This is a genomic window from Isoptericola halotolerans (assembly GCF_045689585.1).
In the GTDB taxonomy this organism is placed as follows: Bacteria; Actinomycetota; Actinomycetes; order Actinomycetales; family Cellulomonadaceae; genus Isoptericola; species Isoptericola halotolerans_B.
Genome location: NZ_CP140108.1, coordinates 1,563,720 through 1,588,094, shown reverse-complemented (window position 1 = coordinate 1,588,094; position 24,375 = coordinate 1,563,720). Strand labels below are relative to the sequence as shown.

General features: G+C 72.5%; 20 protein-coding genes and 1 riboswitch. Of the genes, 5 read left to right on the top strand and 15 right to left on the bottom strand.

All coding sequences use genetic code 11. From position 1 onward, the window contains the following. The first annotated feature begins 140 nt into the window (after positions 1-140). Both UQW22_RS07420 and UQW22_RS07415 read left to right on the top strand, forming a co-directional pair. Positions 141-1,271 carry a sensor histidine kinase gene (locus UQW22_RS07420; RefSeq protein WP_407320267.1) on the top strand — a complete coding sequence of 377 codons (1,131 nt, stop codon included), beginning with the start codon at positions 141-143 and terminating at the stop codon, positions 1,269-1,271. Continuing rightward, the gene (locus UQW22_RS07415) at positions 1,268-1,930 is read left to right on the top strand and encodes a response regulator transcription factor (RefSeq protein ID WP_407320266.1); all 663 of its coding nucleotides are present in this window, start codon (positions 1,268-1,270) and stop codon (positions 1,928-1,930) included. Before UQW22_RS07420 ends, UQW22_RS07415 begins: the two co-directional genes overlap by 4 nt. 23 nt (positions 1,931-1,953) lie before the next feature. On the opposite strand, the gene UQW22_RS07410 is transcribed toward UQW22_RS07415, so the two are convergent. From UQW22_RS07410 to UQW22_RS07390, 5 genes are all read right to left on the bottom strand, one after another. Next, positions 1,954-3,213 (bottom strand): glycosyltransferase, encoded by a 1,260-nt coding sequence (locus UQW22_RS07410; RefSeq protein WP_407320265.1) that lies wholly within the window; start codon positions 3,211-3,213, stop codon positions 1,954-1,956. After that, a complete protein-coding gene (locus tag UQW22_RS07405; RefSeq protein WP_407320264.1) occupies positions 3,210-4,091 on the bottom strand; it encodes an ATP-grasp domain-containing protein in 882 nt (293 codons plus the stop codon). Before UQW22_RS07405 ends, UQW22_RS07410 begins: the two co-directional genes overlap by 4 nt. Further along, the gene (locus UQW22_RS07400; RefSeq protein ID WP_407320263.1) at positions 4,088-4,990 is read right to left on the bottom strand and encodes a PIG-L deacetylase family protein; all 903 of its coding nucleotides are present in this window, start codon (positions 4,988-4,990) and stop codon (positions 4,088-4,090) included. The genes UQW22_RS07405 and UQW22_RS07400 overlap by 4 nt, the downstream gene beginning before the upstream one ends. 122 nt (positions 4,991-5,112) lie before the next feature. Then, positions 5,113-6,120, bottom strand: a complete 1,008-nt coding sequence (locus UQW22_RS07395) for a hypothetical protein (RefSeq protein ID WP_407320262.1) — start codon at positions 6,118-6,120, stop codon at positions 5,113-5,115. A gap of 110 nt (positions 6,121-6,230) precedes the next feature. Then, positions 6,231-8,120, bottom strand: a complete 1,890-nt coding sequence (locus tag UQW22_RS07390; protein ID WP_407320261.1) for a sigma-70 family RNA polymerase sigma factor — start codon at positions 8,118-8,120, stop codon at positions 6,231-6,233. 373 nt (positions 8,121-8,493) lie between these two features. Between UQW22_RS07390 and UQW22_RS07385 the strand changes: the two genes are divergently transcribed. Next, positions 8,494-9,288 (top strand): DeoR/GlpR family DNA-binding transcription regulator, encoded by a 795-nt coding sequence (locus tag UQW22_RS07385; RefSeq protein ID WP_407320260.1) that lies wholly within the window; start codon positions 8,494-8,496, stop codon positions 9,286-9,288. A gap of 5 nt (positions 9,289-9,293) precedes the next feature. Here the strand turns inward: UQW22_RS07385 and UQW22_RS07380 are convergent, their stop codons facing one another. From UQW22_RS07380 to UQW22_RS07360, 5 genes are all read right to left on the bottom strand, one after another. Next, the gene (locus tag UQW22_RS07380; protein ID WP_407320259.1) at positions 9,294-10,109 is read right to left on the bottom strand and encodes a LacI family DNA-binding transcriptional regulator; all 816 of its coding nucleotides are present in this window, start codon (positions 10,107-10,109) and stop codon (positions 9,294-9,296) included. Positions 10,110-10,225: 116 nt separating this feature from the next. Further along, positions 10,226-12,499 (bottom strand): FAD-dependent oxidoreductase, encoded by a 2,274-nt coding sequence (locus UQW22_RS07375; RefSeq protein WP_407320258.1) that lies wholly within the window; start codon positions 12,497-12,499, stop codon positions 10,226-10,228. 98 nt (positions 12,500-12,597) lie between these two features. Continuing rightward, complete coding sequence (locus tag UQW22_RS07370; RefSeq protein WP_407320257.1) at positions 12,598-13,917, bottom strand: extracellular solute-binding protein; 1,320 nt, start codon at positions 13,915-13,917, stop codon at positions 12,598-12,600. Positions 13,918-13,975: 58 nt separating this feature from the next. Continuing rightward, positions 13,976-14,881, bottom strand: a complete 906-nt coding sequence (locus UQW22_RS07365) for a carbohydrate ABC transporter permease (protein ID WP_407320256.1) — start codon at positions 14,879-14,881, stop codon at positions 13,976-13,978. Next, the gene (locus UQW22_RS07360; protein WP_407320255.1) at positions 14,878-15,783 is read right to left on the bottom strand and encodes a carbohydrate ABC transporter permease; all 906 of its coding nucleotides are present in this window, start codon (positions 15,781-15,783) and stop codon (positions 14,878-14,880) included. Before UQW22_RS07360 ends, UQW22_RS07365 begins: the two co-directional genes overlap by 4 nt. Before the next feature lie 281 nt (positions 15,784-16,064). Between UQW22_RS07360 and UQW22_RS07355 the strand changes: the two genes are divergently transcribed. Beyond that, positions 16,065-18,164, top strand: a complete 2,100-nt coding sequence (locus tag UQW22_RS07355) for an alginate lyase family protein (RefSeq protein ID WP_407320254.1) — start codon at positions 16,065-16,067, stop codon at positions 18,162-18,164. 78 nt (positions 18,165-18,242) lie between these two features. Here UQW22_RS07355 and UQW22_RS07350 read toward each other — a convergent pair whose 3' ends face one another. The 3 genes from UQW22_RS07350 to UQW22_RS07340 all read right to left on the bottom strand — a co-directional run bounded on the left by UQW22_RS07350 (position 18,243) and on the right by UQW22_RS07340 (position 21,963). Beyond that, positions 18,243-18,998, bottom strand: a complete 756-nt coding sequence (locus UQW22_RS07350; RefSeq protein WP_407320253.1) for an ABC transporter ATP-binding protein — start codon at positions 18,996-18,998, stop codon at positions 18,243-18,245. After that, positions 18,998-20,692 carry an ABC transporter permease gene (locus tag UQW22_RS07345; protein ID WP_407320252.1) on the bottom strand — a complete coding sequence of 565 codons (1,695 nt, stop codon included), beginning with the start codon at positions 20,690-20,692 and terminating at the stop codon, positions 18,998-19,000. Before UQW22_RS07345 ends, UQW22_RS07350 begins: the two co-directional genes overlap by 1 nt. 176 nt (positions 20,693-20,868) lie before the next feature. Then, positions 20,869-21,963, bottom strand: a complete 1,095-nt coding sequence (locus UQW22_RS07340; RefSeq protein ID WP_407320251.1) for a thiamine ABC transporter substrate binding subunit — start codon at positions 21,961-21,963, stop codon at positions 20,869-20,871. Between the two features lie 55 nt (positions 21,964-22,018). Continuing rightward, positions 22,019-22,123: riboswitch (TPP riboswitch) on the bottom strand. A 97-nt stretch (positions 22,124-22,220) separates the two neighbouring features. On the opposite strand from UQW22_RS07340, the gene UQW22_RS07335 reads away from it, so the two are divergent. After that, positions 22,221-22,505: a DUF4235 domain-containing protein gene (locus UQW22_RS07335; protein WP_407320250.1), complete on the top strand. Its 285-nt coding sequence runs from the start codon at positions 22,221-22,223 to the stop codon at positions 22,503-22,505. Positions 22,506-22,539: 34 nt separating this feature from the next. Here UQW22_RS07335 and UQW22_RS07330 read toward each other — a convergent pair whose 3' ends face one another. Together UQW22_RS07330 and UQW22_RS07325 are read right to left on the bottom strand one after the other, a co-directional pair. Further along, entirely contained in the window at positions 22,540-23,271 is a 732-nt protein-coding gene (locus UQW22_RS07330) for a PAS and ANTAR domain-containing protein (RefSeq protein WP_407320249.1), read from the bottom strand. Positions 23,272-23,369: 98 nt separating this feature from the next. Beyond that, positions 23,370-24,287 (bottom strand): sulfite exporter TauE/SafE family protein, encoded by a 918-nt coding sequence (locus tag UQW22_RS07325; protein WP_407320248.1) that lies wholly within the window; start codon positions 24,285-24,287, stop codon positions 23,370-23,372. Positions 24,288-24,375 lie beyond the last annotated feature (88 nt).

The window sequence follows — 24,375 nt, the reverse complement described above, 5'->3', positions numbered from 1 at the left end:
GAGCGCACGGCAGGGCCGCGCCTCGACCGGAGGGAGACATCGACCGCGACCTCCGTCGTCGGCGGCCCCGACCGCTGCCCGGGGGCACCCCCGACCTTCGTCGGTGTCGGGCCACGGCGACGCGTCGTAGCGTGCGGGCCATGGAGACCCTCGGCCCGCGACTGCCCCGGCGCCTGCTCGTCGGTGCCTGGCTGGTGATCGCCGCGCTGACCGTGCTGGTGGTGGTGACCTCGAGCCTCGACGCCCCCGACAGGTTGCTCCTCGACGTCGTCGTCGGTCTCGGCGCGCTCGGGCTGACCGCTCTGATGTTCACCCGGCACACGGTCGCGGCGGCCCTCGGGCTCGCCGTCCTGGCCGCGCTGTCGCCGGCCGCGACGCCCGCCGCCACGGCCGCCACGCTGCAGGTGGCGCGGAGCCGCCCGGTCCGCACCGCCCTGCCCGTCGCGGTCGCCGGGACGCTCGGGCACGCCGTCCAGGCGCTGTGGCACCCCGTCCCGCTACCGCTCGAGTGGTGGCTGCTGTGCGACGTCGCGGTGCACGCGGCGCTGCTCGGGTGGGGCGCGTACTGGCAGGAACGGGCGCTGGTGCTGTGGTCGCTGCGCGACCGCGCCCGCCGCGCCGAGGCCGAGCAGGAGCAGCGCGTCGCCGAGGCCCGCACGGCCGAACGCACCCGGATCGCCCGCGAGATGCACGACACCCTCGCCCACCGGCTCTCCCTGCTCGCCGCGACCGCCGGAGCGCTCGAGTACCGGCCCGACGCCGACCCCGCCGCGCTGGCCGCGGCGGCCGGCCGCGTGCGCTCCGGCGTCAGCGACGCCCTCGAGGATCTGCGCCAGGTGGTCCGGCTGCTGCGCGCGGCACCCGAGGACCTCGGCCACGCACCCGACCTGGACGACGTCGCCCGCCTCGTCGAGGAGGCGCGGTCGGCAGGGAGCGACGTCACCTACGAGGCACCGGCGGCCGACGCCGACGACGTGCCCCCGGCCGTGCGGACCACGCTCTTCCGCGCGGTCCAGGAGGGACTCACCAACGCCCGGCGGCACGCCGCCGGTGCGACCGTGCGCGTGGAGCTCGAGCTCGCCGGCGACGAGGCCCAGGTGCGCGTGGACGACGACGGCGGGCGGCCGGGCGCACCTGGTGACGGCCCCGGCAGCGGCACCGGGATCGTGGGGCTGCGCGAGCGGGTCACGCTCCTCGGCGGGCGCCTGCACGCCGGGGCGCGCGCCGACGGAGGATTCACGCTCGAGGCGTGGCTACCGTGGGACCGATGACCGAACCGCAGCAGCCCGGGGTGCGCGTCGTGCTCGTCGACGACGACGCGCTCGTGCGAGCCGGCCTGCGCCTCATGCTCGACGGCGCCGACGGCATCCGGGTGGTCGCGGATGCGGCGGACGGCGGCGACGTGCCTGGCGTCCTCGACGCCCACCCGGCGGACGTCGTCCTCATGGACCTGCGCATGCCCGGCGTCGGGGGGATCGCTGCGACCCGGGCCGTCCGCGCACGCCCGGCGCCGCCCGCCGTCGTCGTCCTCACCACCTTCGACACCACCGAGGAGGTCGGCGGGGCGCTGCACGCCGGGGCCGCCGGCTACCTCCTCAAGGACATGCCGCCCGCGCGGATCGCCGCCGCGGTGCGGTCCGCCGCGGCGGGCGAGCCCGTACTGGCGCCCGACGTCGCCCGGCGGCTCATGGCGACCGTCGCGGGAGCGGGCGGCGCCCGAGAACGCGCCCGTGACGCCCTGAGCGTCCTGACCGCCCGGGAGCGCGACGTCGCCGCCGAGCTCGGTCGCGGTGCCTCCAACGCCGAGATCGCCGCCCGCCTCTACCTGAGCGTGCCGACGGTCAAGGCGCACGTCTCCCAGCTGCTGGACAAGCTCGGCCTGGAGAACCGCACGCAGGTGGCGCTGCTCGTGCACGACGCCGGGGACTGAACGGTCGACGACATCCGGACCGGTCAGCGCCGTGCCAGCCCGTCGACGCTGACGACGCCGGTACGGACCATCTTGTTCCACGCGGCCGTCTTGCCGCGCGCCTCCTGCCAGAGAGCACCGACGACGACGAGGCCGAGCATCGTGGAGTACAGCGGCCACAGCGGCAGCGTCCACAGGTGGCGGAGATCAGGCCACGCACGGTTGAGCCCGACGGCCACGCCGGTCACGGCGAGCGAGACGAAGAGGCCGAGCCAGCCCAGCCGGCCCAGGAGACCCCCGTCGACGGTCACTCCGCCGGCCCCGAGCGCCAGCGGCAGCAGGAGGAGCACCACGAGCTGCAGCAGCGGCATCACCACCATGGTCAGTGTGTTGACCACCAGGTAGAGCCCGAACGCCCGGTAGCGCGGGTTGCCGATCATGTCCGGGTGCCGACGCATCGTCTGCAGCAGACCTCGTGCCCACCGGACCCGCTGGCGCCACAGCGTCCGCAGCGTCGCGGGCGACTCCGCGTAGACGAGGGCCCGCGGCCGGAACACGACGCGGTACCCCGCACGGTGCACCCGCCACGTCAGCTCGAGGTCCTCGCCGACCGTGCTCTCGTCGAACCCGCCCACCTCGGCGAGGACGGCGCGAGGGAACGCACCGATGTTGCCGGAGACGATCGGGAGGCAGCCCAGCATCGTCAGCGCGCGCCGGACCAGACCCGTCCCGGCATGGCTCAGGATGGCCAGCAACCGGGTCTGGACCCGATCGAGGTTGACGGGGCGGTCGTCCCCGCAGACGGCGCCGACGCGCGGATGGTCGAACCCGCGCAACATCTCGGCGACGGTGTCGCGGCCGAAGATGCCGTCCGCGTCGACGAAGAACAGGATCTCGCCCCTGGCTTCGGCGATCCCCCGGTTGAGCGCGGCGCCCTTCCCTGCGTTCGCCTGCTGCACCGCCCGCACCTGCGGGTGCGTCTGCTCCAGCCTCTCGGCGATCTCCGCCGTGCCGTCGTCGGACCCGTCGTCGACGATGATCACCTCGAGGCGCTCGTACGATCCGCCGACGAGCGAGCGGACGCAGTTCTCGAGGACGGGCGCCTCGTTGTAGGCCGGAACCACGATGCTGACCCAGGGACGCTCGGCGAGGATCGTGTGATCGCCGCGCCGGCGGCTGCGGCGGTCACCCAGCTCGAACGCGACCGCCAACGGCACGACGACGAGCTTGAGCAGGCCGAAGAGCATGAGCACCATGCCGCCGAGGACGACCGTCAGCGACACCGCGTCAACCGCCTCGCTCACGCTCCCACTCCGGCTCCGTGTGCCGGCAGGCCGGAGTCCTCGAGCACGGCGTCGATCACCTCGGGCGCTGCGGCGCTGTTGGCGCCGAAGCGGGCGTTCACCTCGAGCACCACGGGCCGGCCGTCGACGTCGCGCCGGACGTCGAGATCGACCGGCCCCGTCAGTCCCAGAGCAACCACCGCGCGGCTCGCGACCTCGGCGACGTCGTCGGCACGCACCCGCCGCACGGCGGTGGCGTTGCCGACCCGGCCGTCCGCGAGCGCCGTCTTCTCGAGCACCACGGTGACCTGCGCCCGGTCGGCGCCCGGCGCGCGGAAGACCATCGGGGCGTACTCGACACCCGGCGCGAACGCCTGGACGACGGATCCCGGCGGGACCTCGGCCCACGAGCCGGTCCACGCCTCGTCGACCACCTCGACCCCCCGCCCACCGCGCGAGACCCGCGGCTTGGTGACGACCGCGCCACCGAGCGCGCGCACCGCGGCGCGCGCGTCGTCATAGTCCTCCGGCACACCGAACGCCGGGACGGGCACCCCAGCGGACTCGAGCACCTGGCACGTCAGGAGCTTGTCGTGCGCGAGCCGGACCGCCCGCTCGGGGGCGACGACCGTGTGAGCCGGGTTGAGCTGCGCCATCGACGCCGCCAGCACGGGCAGCTCCTCGCTCACCGTGGGGATCACCAGGTCGATCTGCTCGAGGTCGACGAGTCGCCGCAGCACGGCGACCAACCCGGGGTCCGTCGCGTACGGCACCCGGACGACCCCGGGATGGTGCTCCGCGTCGACGGCCAGCACGTGCTGACCCCGTGCGCGCAGCTCGCGGACGAGCGCGGTGCCCGCGGGCCCACCGGCCCCGGTGACCAGCACCCGGGTCCTCACAGCTCTCCCAGGGCCGAGCCGAGCACGCGGACCGGCTCGTAGCCCTCGGCGAACTCACGCTTGGCCTGCGCCCCGCGGAAGGTGGCCAGCCCACGCAGACGCTGGGCGCTCATGTACGGCTTGTCGGCCTGGTCGCGGTGCAGGCGCACGGCCTGGACCTTGACGTCGAGGTGGTCGGCGATGTCGATGAACACGCTCGGGTTGAAGGAGCGGGTGACCGACGGAGACTCGAAGCACAGGATCGTCGTGCGCTGCCGTGCGGCTCGCAGCGTCGCGGCGTGGACGGCCGCGTGGTCCTGGTGCTGGTCGTGCCCCGAGTGGGTGAGGATGACGTCGGGGTCGAGATGGTCGATCGCTGCCTCGATGGCCATGACGAGCCCCTGCTCCGCCTGGGCGAGCGCCGTGTCGGGGAAGTCGTGGACCGTCACGGTCCGGGCACCGAGGAACGCCGCGCCACGCTGAGCCTCCCTCAGACGCGTCTCCTCGGCACCGCCCACCGCACCCCGGCTCATCACGACGGCGTGGACCTCGTGCCCCGTGTCGACCAGCTTGGCGAGGGTGCCCCCGCACGCCAGCTCGAGATCGTCCGGGTGGGCACCGATCGCGAGGACCCGGCGCGGCCGCGCCGCACGGACCGCCGAGCGCCGGAGCAGCAGCACCCCGGTACCGCCGAGCAGGACGACCGTCGTGGAGGCGAGGGCGATGCCCAGCGCGACGTCCGACCCGCCGGGGAGCGTGGCGGCAAGGACGTTGACCGGGACGAGAAGGGCGGTGACGCCGAGGACGCCCCACCGGACGGCGGACGGGCGGCGGAGGTACCGGTCCAGCCGGTCGCCGCGGGTGACCGCGACCGTCGAGGCGAGGACGAGGAGAAGGATGAGGAAGAGGTGATACATCATCGGTCCTGGTGGGTGCGGGCGCACGAGGGCGCAGGAGGGTAGGGATCTGGCGGCAGCGGTGTGTCGCGTGCTGAGAGGCGCGGACGCCGCGGCCCGGGTGAAGAGGTCGGGAAGGCCGGCGGTCAGGTACGTCGGCCGGGTCGACGTCGGCGCGCCGCCGCGATGACGATCACCGCGAGGACGGCGGCGGCGGCGAGGGCGCCGGCGGTCCGGGCGGCGACGGCTCGGGCGCCGGGAGCCGTCGCGCCGGCGGCAACGGTGTCGGCGGTGCCGCCGGCACGGTCGACGGTGCTGGTCAGCGGCTCGGGGGTGCCCTCGACGTCCGCGGTATAGGAGTCCTCGGTGTCGACAGGTGTTGCGGCCACGAGCAGCATCAGGGCCTCGCCGGGAGCACGCGGCTCCAGCGTGACCTCCAGCGCGCGGCCCGTGCAGGTGTACTCCGGTGCGTCCGCGCCGGGGATCTCCCGGCCCTCGTCCCCGCCGTCGAGCACGCGGAACGTGATCGCTCCGCAGTCGATCTCCTGGCCGGAGTCGACGACGAGACGCACCGGCGTCGGGGTGCCCAACGGAGTGACATAGCGCCACTGCAGCGCGCCCTGGGAATCGAGACGGTCCTCGTTCTCACGGTCGGTCCAGTAGCCGTAGAGACGTCCGCCGCTCAGGTCCGCCTCGTCCGCGCGGATGCTGACCCGCTGGGCGACCTCCTGGACGCCGGCCCGGAACGTCAGCTCCACGTCCTCGCCCGCACCGACGGCGCCCGGGTCCCAGGCCGTGGGCAGCTCCGCGGTCGCCCGGCCCTCCTGCGCGCCGTCCCAGGTCACGTGGGCCACGTCCCCGTCGACCTCGACGTGGCCCACGCGAGTCCCGTCAGCCGTCGTCGCATCCGTCGCGGGGACGAGCGCTCGCAGCTCGGGCGGCAGCTCGACGGTGAAGCCCTCGGACCCGCCGTCGCCGTCGAGCGACCACGTCAGGGTCACGGGCACCGTGTCCCACAGACCGGTGCTCGTCGCCGCGACGGCGTCCCACGACGGCGGATCCTGGTCCGGGGCGCCACAGGCGGTGGCGGTCGTCAGTGCGCCAGTTCCGACCAGCAGTAGGGCGATCCTGGCGACCAGGCGTCGGTGCTGCATGCGTCCTCCACGTCTCGGTGGCGGGCTCGAGCGGCCCACCAACTGATCACACGCAGAGCGGGGGCCGCCGTGACGCGAAGGAGTGGGTGAACCCCGTCACAGGGCGTGTCTCAGCCCGACGGCACGAAGAACGTCACCCTCCGCAGCGCACCGGCCCCGGCACCGGAAGGGTCGACGAAGCGGGTGGTGAGCTCGTGGGACCCGGCGTCCAGGTCGGCGAAGAAGTAGTTGAACGTGGTGTCGGTCTCGAGCGCAGGGAACGACGTCGTCCCACCGTCGAGCGTCACCTCGTACGGCGTGCCGGCCGGCACGTGGAGGTCGAACGCCACGAGGTTCCCGGGCAGCACGCTGACGTCCTCACCCGGCACGGGCGCGAGGATCACCGGCGCCTCGAAGACGTACGGTCCGGCTGCACCACTGGCGCCCGACCGGGCGGCATCCACGGTCTGCGTGGCGGTGTACGTCGTGGCGACGTCCGGCTCCCCGGGTTCCGGGACGGCCTCCCACGCGCCAACGGCGTCGGCGGTCGCCGTGGCGACGACCACACCGCCCTGGTCCACGACCTCGACCGTCGCCCCGGGGAGCGCGGTCCCCGTGAGGGTGACCGACGTGCGGAAGTCTCCCGCTGCCGGTGCGGTGATCGTCGGCGGGTCCGGCGTCGGGGTCGGAGTCGCGCTCGGCGACGGGGTCGGGGTCGGAGTTGCGCTCGGCGACGGGGTCGGAGCTGTGCTCGGCGACGGCGACGGACTCGGAGTCGCGCTCGGCGTCGACGTCGGGGCCGGTGTCGCCTGCGGCGGCGCACCAGGTGTCGGCTCGGCCGCGTCGGCGGCGGGCGGGTCAGAAGCTCCGGGCACCGGAGCAGCCGCCGGTTCGGCGGCCTCCGCCTCGTCAGGTACCGCCGGGGCCGCGTGCGGATCAGGGAGCAACGGCGGCTCAGGAGACGGCTCAGGCTGGTCGGAGGACGACGGCGAGGGCGACGGCGAGACGGGCTCGGCCCGTTCGGGGGCAACGGGCGCCGCGGGCGCGGCAACGGCCCCGGTCCCGGCCACTGACGACCCGGGTGAGCTCCCGGTGCCCCAGAGCACGGTCGCGCCGACGACCACGGCTGCCACGACGACGACGCCCACGGCCCCGGCCGCGATCCCGGTCGTGGTCAGCCCTCGATCGTGCGCCCGTCGCCTGGACCCGCGCGACGCTGCCCCGGCTCCGACGCCGGCCCCTGCGCCGGACGTGCCGGACGTGCCGGCGAACGCTCCGTCCACGAAGGAACCGGCACCGAGCACGACCGGCAGCAGGAGGACCGGCATCCGCAGGGAGACGTGCCGCAGCTCGGCCAGCACCTCCGAGCAGGAGGCGCAGCCGACGAGATGTGCGTCGACGCGCCGCGCCTTGGAAGCCCCGAGCCGACCGCGGTCGTAGTCGGCCAGGACGGCGAGCGTCTCGCGGCAACCTGGCTCGGCGTCGCGGGTCCGTACGTGCGCCTGCAGCCATGCTCCGCGCAGGCCCTCCCGGGCACGGCGGGACAGCTGGGCGACAGCGTTCGGACTGGAGGCGAACTGCGGGACCAGGTCACGCGGAGGCGTTCCCTCGACCTCCGTCAGCCACAGGATCCGTTGCCACTGGTCGGGCAGGGAGGCGAACGCCCGCGCGAGCACGTCCCTCTCCGCCAGCGCGTGCGCGTGGTCCGGACTGTGCTCGCCCTGTGCGTCCTCGATCTCCTGCAGCTCCATGAGCACGGACTCGGTCCGGCGGGACCGGTCGGTCACCAGGTTGCGCACGGTCCGCAACAGGTATCCGACGAACTCGTCGCGCGGCCCGTGCTCACCGCGCAGGGCGCGCAGGACGTTGAGGAAGGCCTCCTGGGCCACGTCGTGAGCGTCCGGAGCCGGGACGAAACGCCGGGCATACCTCAGCGCAGCAGCGTGGTGGCGCCGGTAGAGCTCCGCGTACGCGTCGTCGCGCCCCTCGCGGGCGAGCGTGGTCAGCCGTCCGTCGGGCACCTCATCCAGGATGTCTGGCACGTCGCCGCCCTCCGCCCCTTGGCCCCCGGGAAACCCGCACAGCCCCCCGTAGAGTGAAGACCCTCGCCGCCGTCGTCCATGACGTCTCAGTGATGCACATCACACCATCTGCGACCTGCACTCGAGCGAGGCCCACGAGAGGTCACCAACGAGGGCGGGGGCCGAGTGCACCCGTCCGTGCGCGCCGTCCACCCGCCGCCATCGGCCGCCCCTCCTTCGACGCCACGACGGAGGTCTGCCGGGCCCGGCACGCCAGAAGGGCCGAACACCGCTTCAAGGACAAGCCGCACGCAGGGGGCGCCACTCGTCCACGGCGCCGGGGCGCCGATCGACTCGCGATAGGTTGTCGCCCATGGTGGCCATGCTTCCCGCCGAGCGCCGATCCGCCTTGCTCGACCATGTCGCGGCCCACGGGTCGGCCCGCGTCGTCGACCTGGCGTCCGCTCTGGGCGTCTCACGGATGACGGTCCGCCGCGACATCGACGAGCTGGCGGAGCAGGGTCGGCTGCGCAAGGTCCATGGCGGCGTGATGACGATCGACGGCGACCCCTCTCGCCTCCCCTCGACGGGCTGGGACGCCCGGACCGCCGAGAAGGAGGCGATCGCCGAGGCTGCCGCCGCCCTCGTCGAACCCGGAATGTCCGTCGGGGTGTCGGGCGGCTCGACGGCGTGGCACGTCGCCCGCCGCCTGCGGGCCGTTCCGGACGTCACCGTCGTGACCAACTCGCTGCCGGTGGCCGACCTGTTCGACGATGAGGCCTTTGTCGCGGAGTCGCGCTCCGCGCACGTCGTGCTGACGGGCGGGGTCCGCACCCCGGCACGGGCGCTGGTCGGCCCGGTGGCCGTGCGCACCCTCGAGTTGCTCCACTGCGACGTCGTGTTCGTCGGGGTCCACGGGCTCGATCCTCGTGCCGGCCTGACGACGCCCAACCTGCTCGAGGCCGAGACGAACCGCGCACTGCTCGCAGCCGGGGGGCGTGCCGTCGTCGTGGCTGACCACTCCAAGTGGCGCATGGTCAGCCTGACGACCGTGGCGGACCTCGAGTCGGCCGACGTCGTGATCAGCGACGCCGGGCTGGACCCCGAAGCCGTGACGGAGATCGAGGGCCACGGCCCCGAGGTCATCGTCGCTCCGTCGCCCGACTGACACTGTCAGGTCGCGGTGCTGCCCCGTTCCACGACCGTGAACGGCACGGTGACCTGTTCGACCGGCTGGTCAGCGGCGACCGGGGCGGCGATCTGCCGCTCCAGCACCGCGAGCCCCCGCTCCACGAGCCGGTCCCGGTCGGGGGCGACGGTGGACAACGAGGGGACGGTCCAGCGACCGGCGGCGATATCGTCGATGCCGATCACGGCGACGTCATCGGGCACCCGGCGGCCCTCGGCGGCGAGACGGTGCAGCACGCCCAGGGCCACGGAGTCGTTGACGCAAACGATCGCGTCGAACTCCGCGTCGTTGGTGACGAGCCGCCCCAGCGCCGCGTCCCCCTCAGCCGGGTTGTACGCCCCGACGCTGGCCACCAGCGCCGGCTCCGGGTCGATCCCGTGGTCGAGCAGGGCGTCCACATACCCCTCGTAGCGTCGGTTGGCAGCGTCGGACGGTGCAGCCGACCGTCGCCCGACCATCGCCACCCGCCGTCGCCCGGCCCGCAGGACGTGCTCCGTCGCCGCGACCGCGGCCGCGTGGTTGTCGATCGTCACGTGGGCGAACGGGCCCGCCTCGACGTGCTCGCCAAGGAGGACCAGCGGGCCGGGCCTGGTCCGCCGGGTCAGGTCTGCGACCGTCAGCGAACGTGGGATGTGCAGGAGGCCGTCCGACGGCGGCACCCCGACCCCGTTGGCGACGTCCATCTCCTTCTCGTGGTCGCCGAACGTCTGACGCACGACGACGGCCCACCCCAGGTCTTCGGCGCGCCGCACCAGCAGCGACGTCAGCTCCGCGAACCATGGCTCCTCGAGGTCGGGCACCGCGAGGAGCACAATGCCGGTGCGGGGCCTTCGGGCGGCTCCCGTCCTGTCGGTCCTGGTCTCGGACGTCCCGCGCCGCGCGTCACCCATACGACGCATTGTGCCGCGTGCCGGGCTCACGCCTGGACCCTCAGCTGAACGACCCGGGCTTCCGGCGCTCCGTTCGTGCGCTCGACCACCAGTCGCACGGCCCGCACCGGGTCGGCGCCGACGAGTGCGTGCACCCGGTGGCGCCACCGGTTCTCCCGGACGGTGGCAACGGTGCTCCAGTCCCCGGCGTCTGCCGGGAGGACCTCGATGCGGTAGTCGCGCAGGAGCTGGGGCAGCACCTCGTCGGGGCTGCGGTGGTGGTGGAGCGTGTTCAGCTCGAGGTCCACGTCGTCGTCGAGGACGACGTGGACCTCCCGCGGGACGACCGCCACGTCCCAGTCCAGCCGCAGCCACTCCTCGACCCCCTCCCGCAGCGGCGCCGACGCCCACTCCTGCGGCCCCCCGTAGGGGCGGTGGTACCCGGACACGGCCCGCTCGGGCGCGAGGGCCTCCGACTCGGGTCCGGCGGTGAAGCACACGGCTCGCCCGCGCATCGGCTTCGTCGGCCAGGACAGGAGTCGACCCGCGGTCACCGAGACGTTCTGGTCGTCGGCGTCCTGCCCGTGCACGAGCGTCAGGACGCCGGGCGGCAGGGGACGTGCCGTCCGCACCTCCACGGCGGGGTTGGCCCGCAGCACGACGACGGCGTTCGCGGGCCGTTCGGGGGCGTACGGGGTCGGCAGCCGTACCCACTCCGGTCCCCCGGCCGGGACCGGCACGCTCGTCGCGTGCTCGAGGCGGGCGGGCACGACGTTCTGCGGCAGGCCGGTCGAGTGCACCTCGACCTCCAGGGTGGTGTCGACGTCGGCCGAGAGCAGGACGTCCACGTGCTCCAGGACGGGGTGGACCGGCACGACGATCCCGAGGTCGGACTCCAGCCGGTCCGCGCGGACGTCGTCGGCCGCGACCGTCCCGTCCTCGCGTCGATGCACCCCGACGACGCGCTGATGGCTCGAGGCGCTGATCCGGGCGGACCTGGCCAGGTCGCCCGGGTCCTCGTTGGCCACCCCCAGGACGGAGGCATCCTGACGAAGCAGCGTCTGCTGGAGCAGGGTTGTGTGGTCGGCGCCGAGCTCACGCGGAGTGAGCCCGTGCTCGACGCACAGAGCGGCTGCGGTGCCAGCCGCCTCGCCGAGCGTCCCGCAGGTCGCCATGACACGGCTCGCACCGAAGGCGATGTGCGTCGCCGAGATGTCACGGCCCGCCATGAGCATGTTCTCGACGTTCACCGAGTACAGGCAGCGGTACGGGATCTCGAAGACGCCGTCGGAGAAGCGCTGTACGGCTCCGGCTCCCGGCTCGTACATTCCTCCCACGGGGTGCAGGTCGATCGACCAGCCGCCGAACGCCACCGTGTCGGGGAAGCGAGTCTGGTCGACGATGTCCTGCTGGGTGAGTGTGTGGTCCCCGATGAACCGGCGATACTCTCGTTTGCCAGGGACGTTACCGATCCACTCCAGGGTGAGGTTGTCGGCGTCGAACTTCCCGGAGTTCTTGATGTAGTCCCAGATGCCGAGGATCACGCCCCGCAGCTCGTCGCGGATCCGCTCGTTGTCACCGACGATATCGAGCTCGCCACCCCACTCGATCCACCAGTAGTGCGCCCCGGAGTCCCCGCTGCGGATCACTCGCGACTCGGGGATAGGGGTCTTCGTGATGTCGACGGCGGTCTCGGGCGGGACGTATTTCACCGGCTTGCCGAGGTCTTTCGTGTAGAAGAGCAGCGTCGACCCGAGGAACTCGCGGCGCGGTTCCTCGAGGGCCCACTCCTCCCCGAACTCGGCGCGGGACTCCTTGCCGAGCCGGTACCGTGCACCGGCCAGATGCCCGACCAGCCCGTCGCCGGAGCAGTCGAGGAAGATCGGGGCCTCGAACCGGGTGAGGATCTCCGAGCCCATGGTCCAGCCGGTCACGGACACGATTCGCCGCGCGTCGTCCGGCCCGGTGGCCTCGACGTCGCGGACGTCGGTGTTGAGGAACAGCTCCACGTTGTCTTCACGACGGACCGTGTCGAGCACCACGTCGTCCCAGTAGACAGGGTTGCCCTCCGGGTTGCGGTACTGGTTCTCGACGTACATCTCCCCGACCACGCCGTTCTCCCTCGCCCAGCGCTGGTTGCCGTGCGCGGTGGCGCCGCAGACCCAGACGCGCACCTCCGACGAGGAGTTGCCACCGAGGACGGGGCGGTTGTTCACCAGCGCGACGCGACGGCCGAGGCGAGCCGCTGCGACGGCGGCGCTCACGCCGGCCAGGCCACCTCCCACGACGACGACGTCGGCTTGCACGGTCCGGTTCTGCACGGTGTTTCCTCACTCGGTGATGTGTCGGGCGATCGGTCGCCGGTCGTCCTGCCAAGGTGCAGCTGCGACCGGCGACCGTGGCGGGTGCCGGCGGTCGGTCAGTCGATGAGCGACTGGGCCTCGTCGCGAGCGGCCTTCATGGCCTCGCGCGGCGTGGCCGACCCGACGAGGACTGCCTGGACGTGCTCGGCGATCGCCGAGTCGATCTGGCCGTACTGGGGATAGACCCAGAACGGGCTCGGCGTCGAGGTCTCGGTGATCCGCTCGCCGAACTGGCTGATGAACTGGTCGGAGGCGACCGCCTCGGAGGACAACCCAGCCTGGGTGGTCGGGGGCAGGCCGAGCTGCTCGAAGTAGTCCACCACCACCGCCTCGTCGGAGGTCACCCACCGCGCGTAGTCGGCGGCAGTGCCTGCGCCGTCGCCGTCGACCACGACGATGACGTGCCCCCAGGCGAGCGCACGGGGGTCGTCGCCGGAGGAGGCGACAGGCCGGGAGAACGGCACGAGCTTGTCGCCGAGCTCGGTGTCGGGCGAGTCCGCGAGGACGGCGGACCTGCCGACCGGCGCGTCGTCGTACAGCGCGGTCTTCCCCTGGGCGAAGAGCGAACGAGCGTCGAAGCGGTCGACGTCGGCCCCGATGAGGCCGTCGTCGTAGAGCCTCTTGTACCACGTCATGGCCTCGACGGAGGCGTCGTCGCCGATCGTCACCCGACCGTCCTCGACGAGGGTGCACCCGAAGGTCTGCATCCAGGTCTGGACGTCCTTGAGCTGGGCGACCTTCGTGGACGCCGCGTACGGCACCAGGCCGCCGTCGAGCTTCTTCAGCTCGCGCAGCGCGTCCTCGAAGCCGGCGACGTCGGACGGCAGTTCCGTGATGCCGGCCCGATCGAGGATCTCCCGGTTGCCGACGAGCCCGATCGCGCCGAGCGTCCAGGGCAGGCCGTACTGGACGCCGTCGAACTGTCCGACCGACAGACCCGCTCCGATGTAGCCGCGACCCTGCGCCAGCGCCGAGAGGTCCTGGAGCTTTCCGAGAGCGGCCAACGTCCCCAGCCAGGCGATGTCGAGCTGGGCGGCTCCGGAGAACTCCCCGCCGCGGGTCTGGAGCATGAGTTGGTTGAGGTACTCGTTGTACGGGTAGGACACCGGGGTTGCGTCGACCCCTACGTCCGCCCCAAAGGTGTCGAGCTGCCCGGTGATGACCGGCTTGGCAGCCTCCTCGGACAGGGACCAGGACGCGAACGAGAAGTTCTGGGCCGTGCTCCCGCCCGAGGCGGCCGGTGCGGAAGCGCCGCCGCCGGACGGGGCGCACGCGGCCAGCGCGGCCGTCCCGGCGCCGATGCCGAAGAGCTGCAGGATGCGACGACGCGACAGGTCGTCGACGACGGTGGTCGCGGTGGGTCTCTGGGCAGTCATGTGTCTTCTCCTTCGAAGGCGACGAGCGGTGAGCAGGGACGATGGGGCAGGGGAGCTGTCAGCCCTTGACCGCGCCGGCGGTGAGCCCGCCGACGAGGAAGCGCTGAAGGGCGATGAACGCGACGGCGACGGGCAGCGAGACGACCAGCGAAGCCGCCATCAGTTCGGGCCACGCGGTCGACGCCTCACCGATGAACGTGTTGACGAGGCCTGGCGGCAAGGTCTGCTTCTCGGGGCCGGCGAGCGTGAGGGCGAAGATGAAGTCGTTCCAGCCACGGACGAAGGCGAACAACCCGGCCGCGACGAGTCCCGGCGCCGCGAGCGGCAGGACGATCGAGACGAAGGTCCGCAGCGGCGAGGCCCCGTCGACCCGGGCGGCCTCGATGAGCTCGTCGGGGATGGTGTCAAAGAATCCCTTGAGCATCCACACACACAGCGGGAGCGTGAACGTGGTGAACGACAGCACCAAGGCGGCATAGGTGTTGAGCAGGCCGTAGGCGCTGAAGACGGCATAGAGCGTGACCAGGAGCAGCGCCTGGGGGAACATCTGCGACGCGAGCACCAGGTACATGAGCGACCGGCGGCCGCGGTAGCGGTACTTGGAGAACGAGTACGCCATGCAGGCCGAGACCACGACGCTGAGCACGGCGGTCACGACGGAGACGACGACGGAGTTGCGCAGGTAGACGAAGAGCTGCTCGTTCTCCAGCAGCGCGGTGTAGGCGTCGAGGGTGGGCGATGACGGGAAGATCGCCGGCGGGTAGGCGAAGACCTCCGTGCGTGGCGTCAGCGACGTCGCGAGCAGCCAGTAGACGGGCAGCAGCGCGAACCCGCCGAAGACGACGACCGCGATCCATGCGGCGACGTTCGAGCGACGACGCCGACGGCGGCGGCGGCGGCGCGACGGTGCCGTCGGGAGGGGCGGGGCCGGGGCCACGGGCGGGGCGGTGTCGGTGGCGCTCATGCGCGCTCCCCCTTCTCCGAGAAGCGGATGTAGACGACCACCAGCACCATGAGCAGCACCATCCACAGGAGTCCGAGCGCGCCGGCCCGGCCGAGGTCGTAACCGTGGAAGGCGGTGTCGTAGACGGCGGTGGCGAACGTCTGGGTGGTGCCGGCGGGTCCACCGCCGGTGAGGACGTAGATGATGTCGAAGTGCTGGAAGTTCCAGATGAACTCGAGCAGCAGGACGAGCCCGACGATGCCGCGCAGGTGCGGCAGGGTGACGGCGCGGAACCGACGCACGGCGCCCGCCCCGTCGACGGAGGCGGCCTCGTGCAGTTCGGGCGGCACGGTCTGCAGACCGGCCAAGAGCATCACCATCATCCAGGGGAAGCTCTGCCAGGTCTTGGCGACGACGACGGCAGCCATCGCGGTCCCTGGCTGGGCGAGCCAGGCCTGGGGCTCGTCGATCAGCCCAACGCCCTCGAGGATGGCGTTGAGCACGCCGTAGTTGGCGTTGAAGATCCACATCCACAGGAACGAGACGACGACTCCGGGCACGAGCCAGGGGACGAGCATGATCCCGCGCAGCGCCTTGGCCCCGCGGATCCTCGTGTTGAGCGCGAGCGCCAACCCGAACCCGACGACGAACGGCAGGATCGTCGTCCCGATGGTGAAGACCATCGTCTGCCAGAGCAGCTGCCAGAAGTCGCCTGCGAGGACGTCATGAAGGTTCTCGAGGCCCACGAAGGTCCGCCCCGGGTACAGCAGGCTCTGCTCGAAGAACGCGCTGGTCATCGCGGAGACCAACGGGTAGACGACGACGGCCGCCAGCAGGGCGAGGCCCGGCAGGACGAGCAGGACGGCGAAGGTCCGCCCCTCGATCCGTGACCCGATTTGCCGCCCATCGTCGGACTTCGACATGGTACTTGGTGTGCTTATCTGTGCCATCTCTCACGTCTCTGTGTTTCATCATGCGCCACCATCGGCCAGATCTTCTGCAGGAATGCTGATCTGCGCTCCACCTTCCTGTCAAGTGCGCCCATCCGAGTGGGCTAATTTGGTTGGGCGTGATACTTCATGTGTGACTTGCCCTTGACGAGAGAACCAGCCCATGCCAGGTTGTGGGTACGCCGAGCACCGGCGTCCGCACGGCGCACCGCTGCGCCGCTGCAGGGAACTACCGACCACGACGAGGTGACTCGATGTCCTTGACCGCCCCCGGCCACCCTCTCCGGAGGATCATCGCCCCGGCGCTCGTCGCGACGCTCGCCCTGAGCACCGCGGTCCCGGCCGCAGCGACCGCCACGACCGCCACGACGAGTGCCGTCACGACGAGTGCCGTCACGAACGGTGTGCTCACCGACGACTTCTCCGGCCTCGGCGACGACTGGTACGTCGCGTCCGGCACGTGGCGCGCCGAGGACGGTCACGCCGTCGCCGACGAGCAGCCGGGAGACCGCGGCTACTCCCTCGCGCTGGTCGGCCATCGTCTCGACGGCGACGGCCGCGTGACGGTCGACGTCAGCACGAGTGCGGGCAACGACTCCTCCTGGGTCGGCGTCCACGTCCACCGTGACGCCGTGCTCGACGACTACACGATGTCGGGCTACACGGCGCTGCTGCGCCGCTCCGGCGAGCTCGTGATCATCGGCGCCGCCGGCAACAGCGGCGTGGACTACCTCGCCCGGGCCGACACCACGGCGCGGACCGGCGACGGCCCCGTCCGGATCGAGGTGGAGATCGTCGGCGACGAGCTGCGGGCCGCGGTCGGCGGCACGACCGTGACCGTGACCGACTCCTCGTTCCGCGGCGGCGGCGTCAGCCTGGTCGCGCACCGCGGCACCGCAGCTGCCTTCGACGACGTGCAGGCCGAGGGCGTCGTCCCGTCCGACGACACGATCCCGCCCGCACCCGGCTGCACCGTGCGCGACGACGCATCGGTCGGGGACGCCCGCGGACCCGTCCTGGTCGACGACGACAGGGTCGATGTCGTGTCGGCTCGCATCGCCGCCGGGACCGAGCCCCAGGTCTCGGCCTGGGACCAGCTCCAGGAGGCGCTGGCCGCCGACCTGGCACGCGAGCCCGACGCTCCCGAGGTGTTCTTCGTCCCCTGGTTCTACAACGACCCGGACGTGCACCGGGCAGCCCGCGACGGGCTCCAGCACGACGCGAACGCCGCCTATCGGCTCGCGCTCGCCTACCGGATCACGGGCGACGTCACCTACGGCGAGCACGCCGTCGAGTTCCTGGACGCCTGGACCGACGTGCCCTGCTTCCGCACCTCGGAGGACTCCGCGCTCGCCTTCAGCTACCACTTCCCGGCCATGATCTACGCGGCCTCGCTGCTACGCGACCAGCCCGTCTGGCCGGCTGCGGACGAGGCCGAGTTCGCCGCGATGATCGGCACCGAGGCGTTGCGCGTCGGGAAGTCGATCGACGGCGGCATGAACAACTGGGGCAGCTGGGCGCTGGCTCTCGAGTCCGCCATCGGCGGGTACCTGGACGACGATGCTCTCCTGGCGGAGGTCGCGGCGTCGGCCCGGGCCAAGCTCGACCATCAGATCGCTGCGGACGGTCACCTCGTCGAAGAGGTCGGGCGCAACGGTGGCGTGGGCGACTACGGCATCTGGTACTCCCACTTTTCCCTGGCCCCGACGGTCCTGACCGCCGAGGTGCTCGACGCCCACGGCCTGGACCTCTACGGGTACGAGAACAGCCAGGGCGCGACGATCGAGGACGCGACGGCACTGCTCGCCGACTGGGTGGACGACCCAGCGACGTTCTCGCACTACGACGGCGACCTCGACGGCCTGCACAACGTGCGCACCATCGACTACCTGGCCGATCAGGGCGTCACGGCGCACAGCATGGCCTGGTTCGAGATCGCGGCGACCCGCTTCGACCTCCCGGTGGTCGACGGCCTTCTGGCCGAGGAGCGCCCGATGACCGCGATCCACTCCGCGCCGGTACTCACGCTCACCCACGGTGACCTGGTGCACGACGCCACCGTGGTCCCCGCGTGGGGCGCGGCGACGGTGTACACCGAGGGCGACCGCGTCTCCTTCGACGGCACCCTGTGGGAAGCCACCTGGTGGACCTCTGCCCAGGAACCCGGGACCTCGCCCTACGGCCCCTGGCAGGAAGTCGCCTCCATTAGCGACGGCACGCCTGCCTGGACCGCGTCCCGCATCTTCACCGAGGGCGTGGTCGTCATCCACCACGACGAGCGTTACGAGGCGAAGTGGTGGACCCGCAACCAGGAGCCCGGCGCTCCCTACGGCCCCTGGCGCGCCCTCGACTGACTGTGACCTGTGCATCGCCAGCGTCTCTGGGTGCGCGTCGTCCACCGCGGACGGCAAGCACCCAGAGACGCTCGACGGTCAGGACGGGACGCCGAGGAACTCAGCGACGCGTGCGCTCGCCGGCTCGGCCTGCAGACGCTCGGGTGCGTCGACCTGCAGGAAACGTCCTGCATCCATGACGGCGACGCGGTCAGCCACCGTGAACGCCTCGGCGTGGTCGTGGGTGACGAACACCGCCGTCGTCCCGGTGCGGCGCAGCGTGTCGCGCACGTCGAGCGCGAGCTTCTCGCGCAGTTGCCGGTCCAGCGCCGACAGCGGCTCATCGAGGAGCAGGAGCCTCGGACCGGGGGCCAGCGCGCGAGCGAGCGCCACGCGTTGCTTCTCCCCGCCGGACAGTGTCGACACCGCGCGGTGTCCGTAGCCGGCCAGGCCGACGTCCTCGAGCAGGCCGGTCACCCGCTCCCGGCGCTCTGACCGCGCCATGCCCTGCATCTGCAGCCCGTAGCCGACGTTCCCCTCGACGTCGCGGTGCGGGAACAGCTGCCCGTCCTGGAACAGCAGCCCGAACCCGCGCCGGTGCACAGGCACACCGGCCAGGTTCTGCCCGTCGAAAGCCACGTTGCCCGCCGTCAGCGGTTCGAGACCGGCCACGGCCCGCAGCAGCGAGGACTTGCCGCACCCGCTGGGACCCAGCAGGGCGAGCACCTCCCCGACCGCGACGTCGAGCGAGACGCCGTCGACCGCCGTCGTGCCCGCGTCCCCGCGCCGCTGCCCGTAGCGCACGACGACGTCGCGCACGGTCAGACCCGCCTCACGTCCCGACGCTTCTGCCATCAGAACTCCCCTCCGGTGTCGCCGCGCATCCGTTCGGCCACCATCATGACGGTCGCCGTGAGCGTCGCGAGCACCACCGACGCCGCGAGCGCCATCCCGTAGTTCTCCGCGCCCGGCTGCCCGATCAACCGGTAGATCACCACGGGCAGCGTCGCCGCGTCGGGCCGGGCGAGGAACGACGTCGCGCCGAACTCACCGAGGGACACCGCGAAGGCGAACCCGACCGCCAGGCCCAGCGAGCGTGCGGCGAGGGCCAGGTCGACGCTCGCCAGCACCCGGCCCGGCGACGCCCCGAGCACGGCGGCGGCCTCCCGGAGCCGGGGGTCGACGGCCCGCAGCACGGGCAGCATCGTCCGCACGACCAGCGGGATCGCCACCACCGCCTGCGCGATCGGCACGAGCAGCCCGGAGGTGCGCAGGTCGACGTCCAGCCCGAGCGGACGGTCCAGCGTCAGCAGGAACCCGAAGCCCACCGTCACCGCGGACACGCCGAGGGGAAGCATGAAGACCCCGTCCAGCCCGGCGACCGCACGCTGCAGCCCGGGTGCCCGCGGCCGTCGTGAGACGACGAGCACGACGAGCCCCCCGACGACGATCGCGATCAGCGTCGCGAGCGTCGCGATCCGCAACGAGTTCAGCGTGGCCTCCCACACGGTGACCGTCAGCGCGTTGCGCCCGCCCGTGGTCCCCAGCGCCGCATAGTTGGCGAGCGACCAGGCGCCGTCCGGCCCCCGGAACGAACGCGCCACGAGCCCGACGAGCGGGAACGCGACCAGTCCCCCGACGACGACGGCGGTCGTCGCCGCGGGCAGCGCGTCGCGGGCGGAGCGCAGGTCGAGCGGGTGCGCGCCGGACGTCTCGCCGGTCAGGTGCAGGGCGCGCTCGCGCCGAGCACGCAGGCGGGCGCTCACGAGCAGGGCCGCCACCACCACGACGAGCTGCAGCACGCTCAGCACCGCTGCGGCGCGCAGGTCGAGGAACTGCGTCGTCCGGATCCAGATCTCCGTCTCGATGGTGCCGTACCGCATCCCGCCGAGCACCAGCACGACCCCGAACGCCGTCGAGCAGAACAGGAACACCACCGACGCCGCCGAGGCGATCGCCGGGGCCAGGGCGGGCAACGTCACCGTCCGGAACGCCCGCCACGGGGTGGCGCCGAGCGCGCGGGCCGCCTGCTCGGCCCGCGGGTCGAGCCGCTCCCACAGCCCGCCGACCGTGCGGACCACCACCGAGTAGTTGAAGAAGACCAGCGCGACGACGACCCCCGCGAAGCTCTCCTCCCACCCCAGCCAGCCGAGCGGCCCGGACGGCGTGAACAGGTTGCGGAACGCGACGCCGACGACGACCGTCGGCAGCACGAACGGCACCGTGACGAGGCCGCGCAGCAACGTACGACCACGAAACCGGCACCGGTACAGCACGTAGGCGCCCGGCAGACCGAGCAGCACGCTGAGCAGCGTCCCGACGCTCGCCTGCGCGAGCGTCTGCCCGACCACCCGCCACGTCCGGGGCTTGCTCAGGACCTCCGCGAAGCCCGACAGGTCGAGCGTCCGCCCGCCCGCGCCGTCGTCGGCGAAGAACCCCTCGACGACCAGCGCGACCACGGGCCACGCGAAGAAGACGGCGAGGAACACCAGCGGGACGCCGACCGCGGCGCCCCAGCCCAGCCACGCCCACCGGGGCCTCCGGCTCACCAGTGCTGGTGTCGGTCGACCCTGCGGCTCCGCTCCGGGCGAGTGCCTTGCTCCGCTGCGGCCCTCACCCTCGCTGCGCCTTCGGCTCACCCGATGCCGTATCGGGTGAGCCTGCGGCTCCGCTCCGGGCGAGTGCCTTGCTCCGCTGCGACCCTCACCCTCGCTGCGCCTTCGGCTCACCCGATGACCGTGGCCGTCCACTGCTCGATCCACTCGTCGCGGTGCTCGGCGATCTCCGTGGCCGGGACGTCGTAGGGCTCGTCGGCCAGTGGTGCGAACTGCTCCCACTCCGCCGGCAGCTCGACGGTCTCGTCGGCCGGGTACATGTACATGTTCGCCGGGACGTCCGCCTGGACCTCGGCGGACGCGAGGAAGTCCACCAGGGCCCGGGCGCCGTCCGGGTTGTCCGTCCCCGCCAGGACGCCCGCGTACTCCACCTGCCGGAAGCACGTGCCCAGCAGCGCCGCCGTCGTCGACTCGCTGCCGTCCTCGGTGACCGTGAAAGCGGGCGACGTCGCGTACGACAGCACGATCGGGCGCTCACCGCCCTCCCCCGCACCGGAGAAGTCGACGTAGTAGGCGTCGGACCAGCCATCGGTCACACGGAGCCCGTTGTCCGCGAGGTCGGCCCACCAGTCCTGCCAGCCGTCCTCGCCGAACGCGCTGATCGTGGCCAGCAGGAACGCGAACCCGGGGGACGACGTCGCCGGGTTCGTGACGACCGTCAGGTCGGCGTAGGCGGGGTCGGTGAGGTCCTCGAGGCCGGCCGGCGGCTCGATGTCCGCGTCCTCGAACCACGCCGTGTCGACGTTGAGGCACACGTCACCGCGGTCGATCGGGGTCAGCCCCTCCAGGCCGTCCTCGACCTGGGCGGTCACCGAGGGGTCCAGGTCCTCGGGCGTGTACGGCTCGAGCACGCCCTCCTCGACCGCCCGCGACGCGAACGTGTTGTCCACCCCGTAGACGACGTCCCCCAGCGGGCTCCCCTGGGTCAGGACCAGCTGGTTGACCAGCGCCCCGGCGTCGCCCGCCGCGACGTGCTCGACCTCCAGGCCCGTGTCCGCCTCGAAGGACTCGAGGAGCCCCTCGCTCAACGCGAAGGAGTCGTGCGTGACCAGCGTCACCGTGCCGGACAGCTCGGCGGACGAGTCCGCCGGGACCGGTGTGCCCCCCTGCCCTCCCGGGGCGTCGTCGCCCGTGCAGGCGGCCAGGGCGGGCACGAGCCCGACGACGGCGAGGGTCGCCAGGGTGCGGCGGGTACGGATGGTCATACGTCCTCCTCAGACGGATCTGAAGGGGGGCCGTGCCCGCCGTGCGCGGACCACGGGATCGAGAAGCCCGACTTCCTCCACCGGTGCTAACCGGATCAGGTTCGAGGGTCTGCGGCGGACCGCACTCTCAGCGCTCGGTGGCGCTCCCCTGTCGTTCCCTCCGAGCCTACACACCGCACGCACGCTACGGTGGTGGCGTCCGTCGGGCGGGCCGCTCGCGGCACCGTCCGATGCTGCCGTCTGGTAATGGAGGATCCGTGGAGCTTTCCGAGCAGTCCGAGCCCTCGCTGGGGGTCAAGATCGGGACGGTCGCCGCGACGTTCGCGGCCGGGTGGGTCGCGCAGAAGCTCATCAAGGTCGTCTGGGAGAAGGCCACCGGGCACGACGCCCCCATCGACCTCGACGCGGACGACATCCCGATCGTCCAGGCGATCACGTTCGCGGCGGTCACCGGTGGTGTCGCCGTGCTGGCCCGCCGCCTCGCCCGTCAAGGAGTGACGAAGGCGGTCGACCGGCGCGCCAAGAACGTCTCCGTCGTGTAGGTCCGACGGCGCCGCCCGCTCCGGACGCCGACCCTCAGCTCCGGGCGCGCTGACGGCGCCGGGCGAGCTGCGCCTCGTGCCCGTGAGGTCGTTCCACCGTGTGCACGGCGGCCAGCGCCGCGGCGAGCCGGTCGTGGGGGGCGAGGTCCGCGTGCGAGGCCAGGGCCGCGACGATCTGCGAGGCGGCCGCCTGGACGGGGATGCCGGCCCGTGCGGCTGCCTCGCCGAGCCGGTCACCCGCCTCGTCCTCCGTGATGCCCTGGATCGCCATGTAGGCGCCCTTCGCCTGCTCGACCGCGGCCGCCGAGACCATCGCCCGGCCCACCGCCCGGTGCGACTCGCGGTCGAGCGCCTCCCTCGTCACCGGGCTGACGTCGAGCACGTAGCCCACCACATGGCTGACCGCGCCGTCGTCGTCGTGCTGCGCCTGCCCGGTGACGACCACGGTGCGGGCCTTCCCGTGCGGGTCGACGATGCGGTGCGCGCTGCTGAACGGTCGACCGGCACGCAACGCCACGACCGCTGTCCGGGACAGCCGTGCACGGTCGTCGGGGTGGGTGCGGCTGCGCAGCAGGTCGACGGTGGGCTCGATCTCTCCCGGCTCCCGGCCGTGCATCCGGTAGACCTCGTCGGACCACCAGGTCACCCCGGACTCGATCTCGACCCGGTACCGGCCCACGACGAGCTGGACGCCGGCGGCCAGCGCCTCGGCGGCCGCGGCCAGACCTGTCGCTCGGCTGGTGCGGTGCGACGACGACCCGCTCATGACGACTCCCCGGATCTCCCGGGCACGGCGCCCGGTCAGGACTGGTGTGCCGCCCACCGTACTCCCGGGGCCGAGAACTGCCACCCGAGACCGGTCCTTCACCCGACGGGCTCGAGCGACGACGTGTCGTCGGGTGCGGGCGTCTCGCCGGCCGTCTCCCTCCGGTGAGCGCGGACCGAGTAGACGATCGCACCCGCCCAGGCGACGACCACGACGCCATGGACGACCGCCGCGCCGACCACTCCCAGCGACACGAGCCCGGTCCCGAGGAGCGTCCGCGTGTTCGTCAGGACGATGAGGCCGCCGACGGCCGAGCCGAGGACCCGCGGAGGAACCCACCGGACGATCCAGGCGGCGATCGGCGCGGCGATCAACCCGCCGATCAGCAGAGCGATCGCCCAGGAGGCCTCGATCCCGGCTGTCCCGAGCCCGACGAAGAAGCCGAGGCTGGCGGCCACCGCGACGAAGAACTCGCTGGTGTCGATCGAACCGATGACCTTCCGGGGCTCGAGCCGCCCGCTCGCGAGGATCGCCGGGGTGCCGACCGGCCCCCAGCCCCCGCCGCCCGTCGCGTCCATGAACCCGGCGACCAGCCCGAGCGGGGTGAGGAAGCGCCGCCGCAGCGGCTGGCCGACCCGGTCGGTGCGCAGGCCCCGGAACGTGAACCGGAAAAGGACGTAGAGCCCCAGGCCGAGGAGCAGCACGGACATCAGCGGACCGGCGATCTCCGTCGAGAGCCACGAGAGGAACGTGGCCCCGACGAAGGCCCCCACCGCCCCGGGGACCCCGATCCGCACGACGACTCGCCAGTCGACGTTCCCGAACCGCCAGTGCGAGGCGCCCGAGGCGAAGGTCGTCCCGATCTCGGCCAGGTGGACGGTCGCCGAGGCGGCCGCGGGGTTGGTGCCGATCATCAGCAGCAGGGTCGTCGAGGTGACGCCGTAGGCCATGCCGAGGCTGCCGTCGACGAGCTGCGCCCCCAGACCGACCAGGGCGAGGAGTACGAGGGAGTGCACGGTGACCTCCGGAGACGGATCGACATTACTCGACATACCCTATCGGCCCAGTCGGGTTTTAGGGAGTCGTTCGCCCGACGGGATCGAT

Bases quoted from the DNA above. Each gene is read 5' to 3' on its own strand.
- UQW22_RS07370 (WP_407320257.1), bottom strand. From the start codon at position 13,917: ATGACTGCCCAGAGACCCACCGCGACCACCGTCGTCGACGACCTGTCG.
- UQW22_RS07385 (WP_407320260.1), top strand. From the start codon at position 8,494: ATGGTGGCCATGCTTCCCGCCGAGCGCCGATCCGCCTTGCTCGACCAT.
- UQW22_RS07355 (WP_407320254.1), top strand. From the start codon at position 16,065: ATGTCCTTGACCGCCCCCGGCCACCCTCTCCGGAGGATCATCGCCCCG.
- UQW22_RS07360 (WP_407320255.1), bottom strand. From the start codon at position 15,783: ATGTCGAAGTCCGACGATGGGCGGCAAATCGGGTCACGGATCGAGGGG.
- UQW22_RS07415 (WP_407320266.1), top strand. From the start codon at position 1,268: ATGACCGAACCGCAGCAGCCCGGGGTGCGCGTCGTGCTCGTCGACGAC.
- UQW22_RS07350 (WP_407320253.1), bottom strand. From the start codon at position 18,998: ATGGCAGAAGCGTCGGGACGTGAGGCGGGTCTGACCGTGCGCGACGTC.
- UQW22_RS07395 (WP_407320262.1), bottom strand. From the start codon at position 6,120: ATGCAGCACCGACGCCTGGTCGCCAGGATCGCCCTACTGCTGGTCGGA.
- UQW22_RS07340 (WP_407320251.1), bottom strand. From the start codon at position 21,963: ATGACCATCCGTACCCGCCGCACCCTGGCGACCCTCGCCGTCGTCGGG.
- UQW22_RS07420 (WP_407320267.1), top strand. From the start codon at position 141: ATGGAGACCCTCGGCCCGCGACTGCCCCGGCGCCTGCTCGTCGGTGCC.
- UQW22_RS07365 (WP_407320256.1), bottom strand. From the start codon at position 14,881: ATGAGCGCCACCGACACCGCCCCGCCCGTGGCCCCGGCCCCGCCCCTC.
- UQW22_RS07330 (WP_407320249.1), bottom strand. From the start codon at position 23,271: ATGAGCGGGTCGTCGTCGCACCGCACCAGCCGAGCGACAGGTCTGGCC.
- UQW22_RS07400 (WP_407320263.1), bottom strand. From the start codon at position 4,990: ATGATGTATCACCTCTTCCTCATCCTTCTCCTCGTCCTCGCCTCGACG.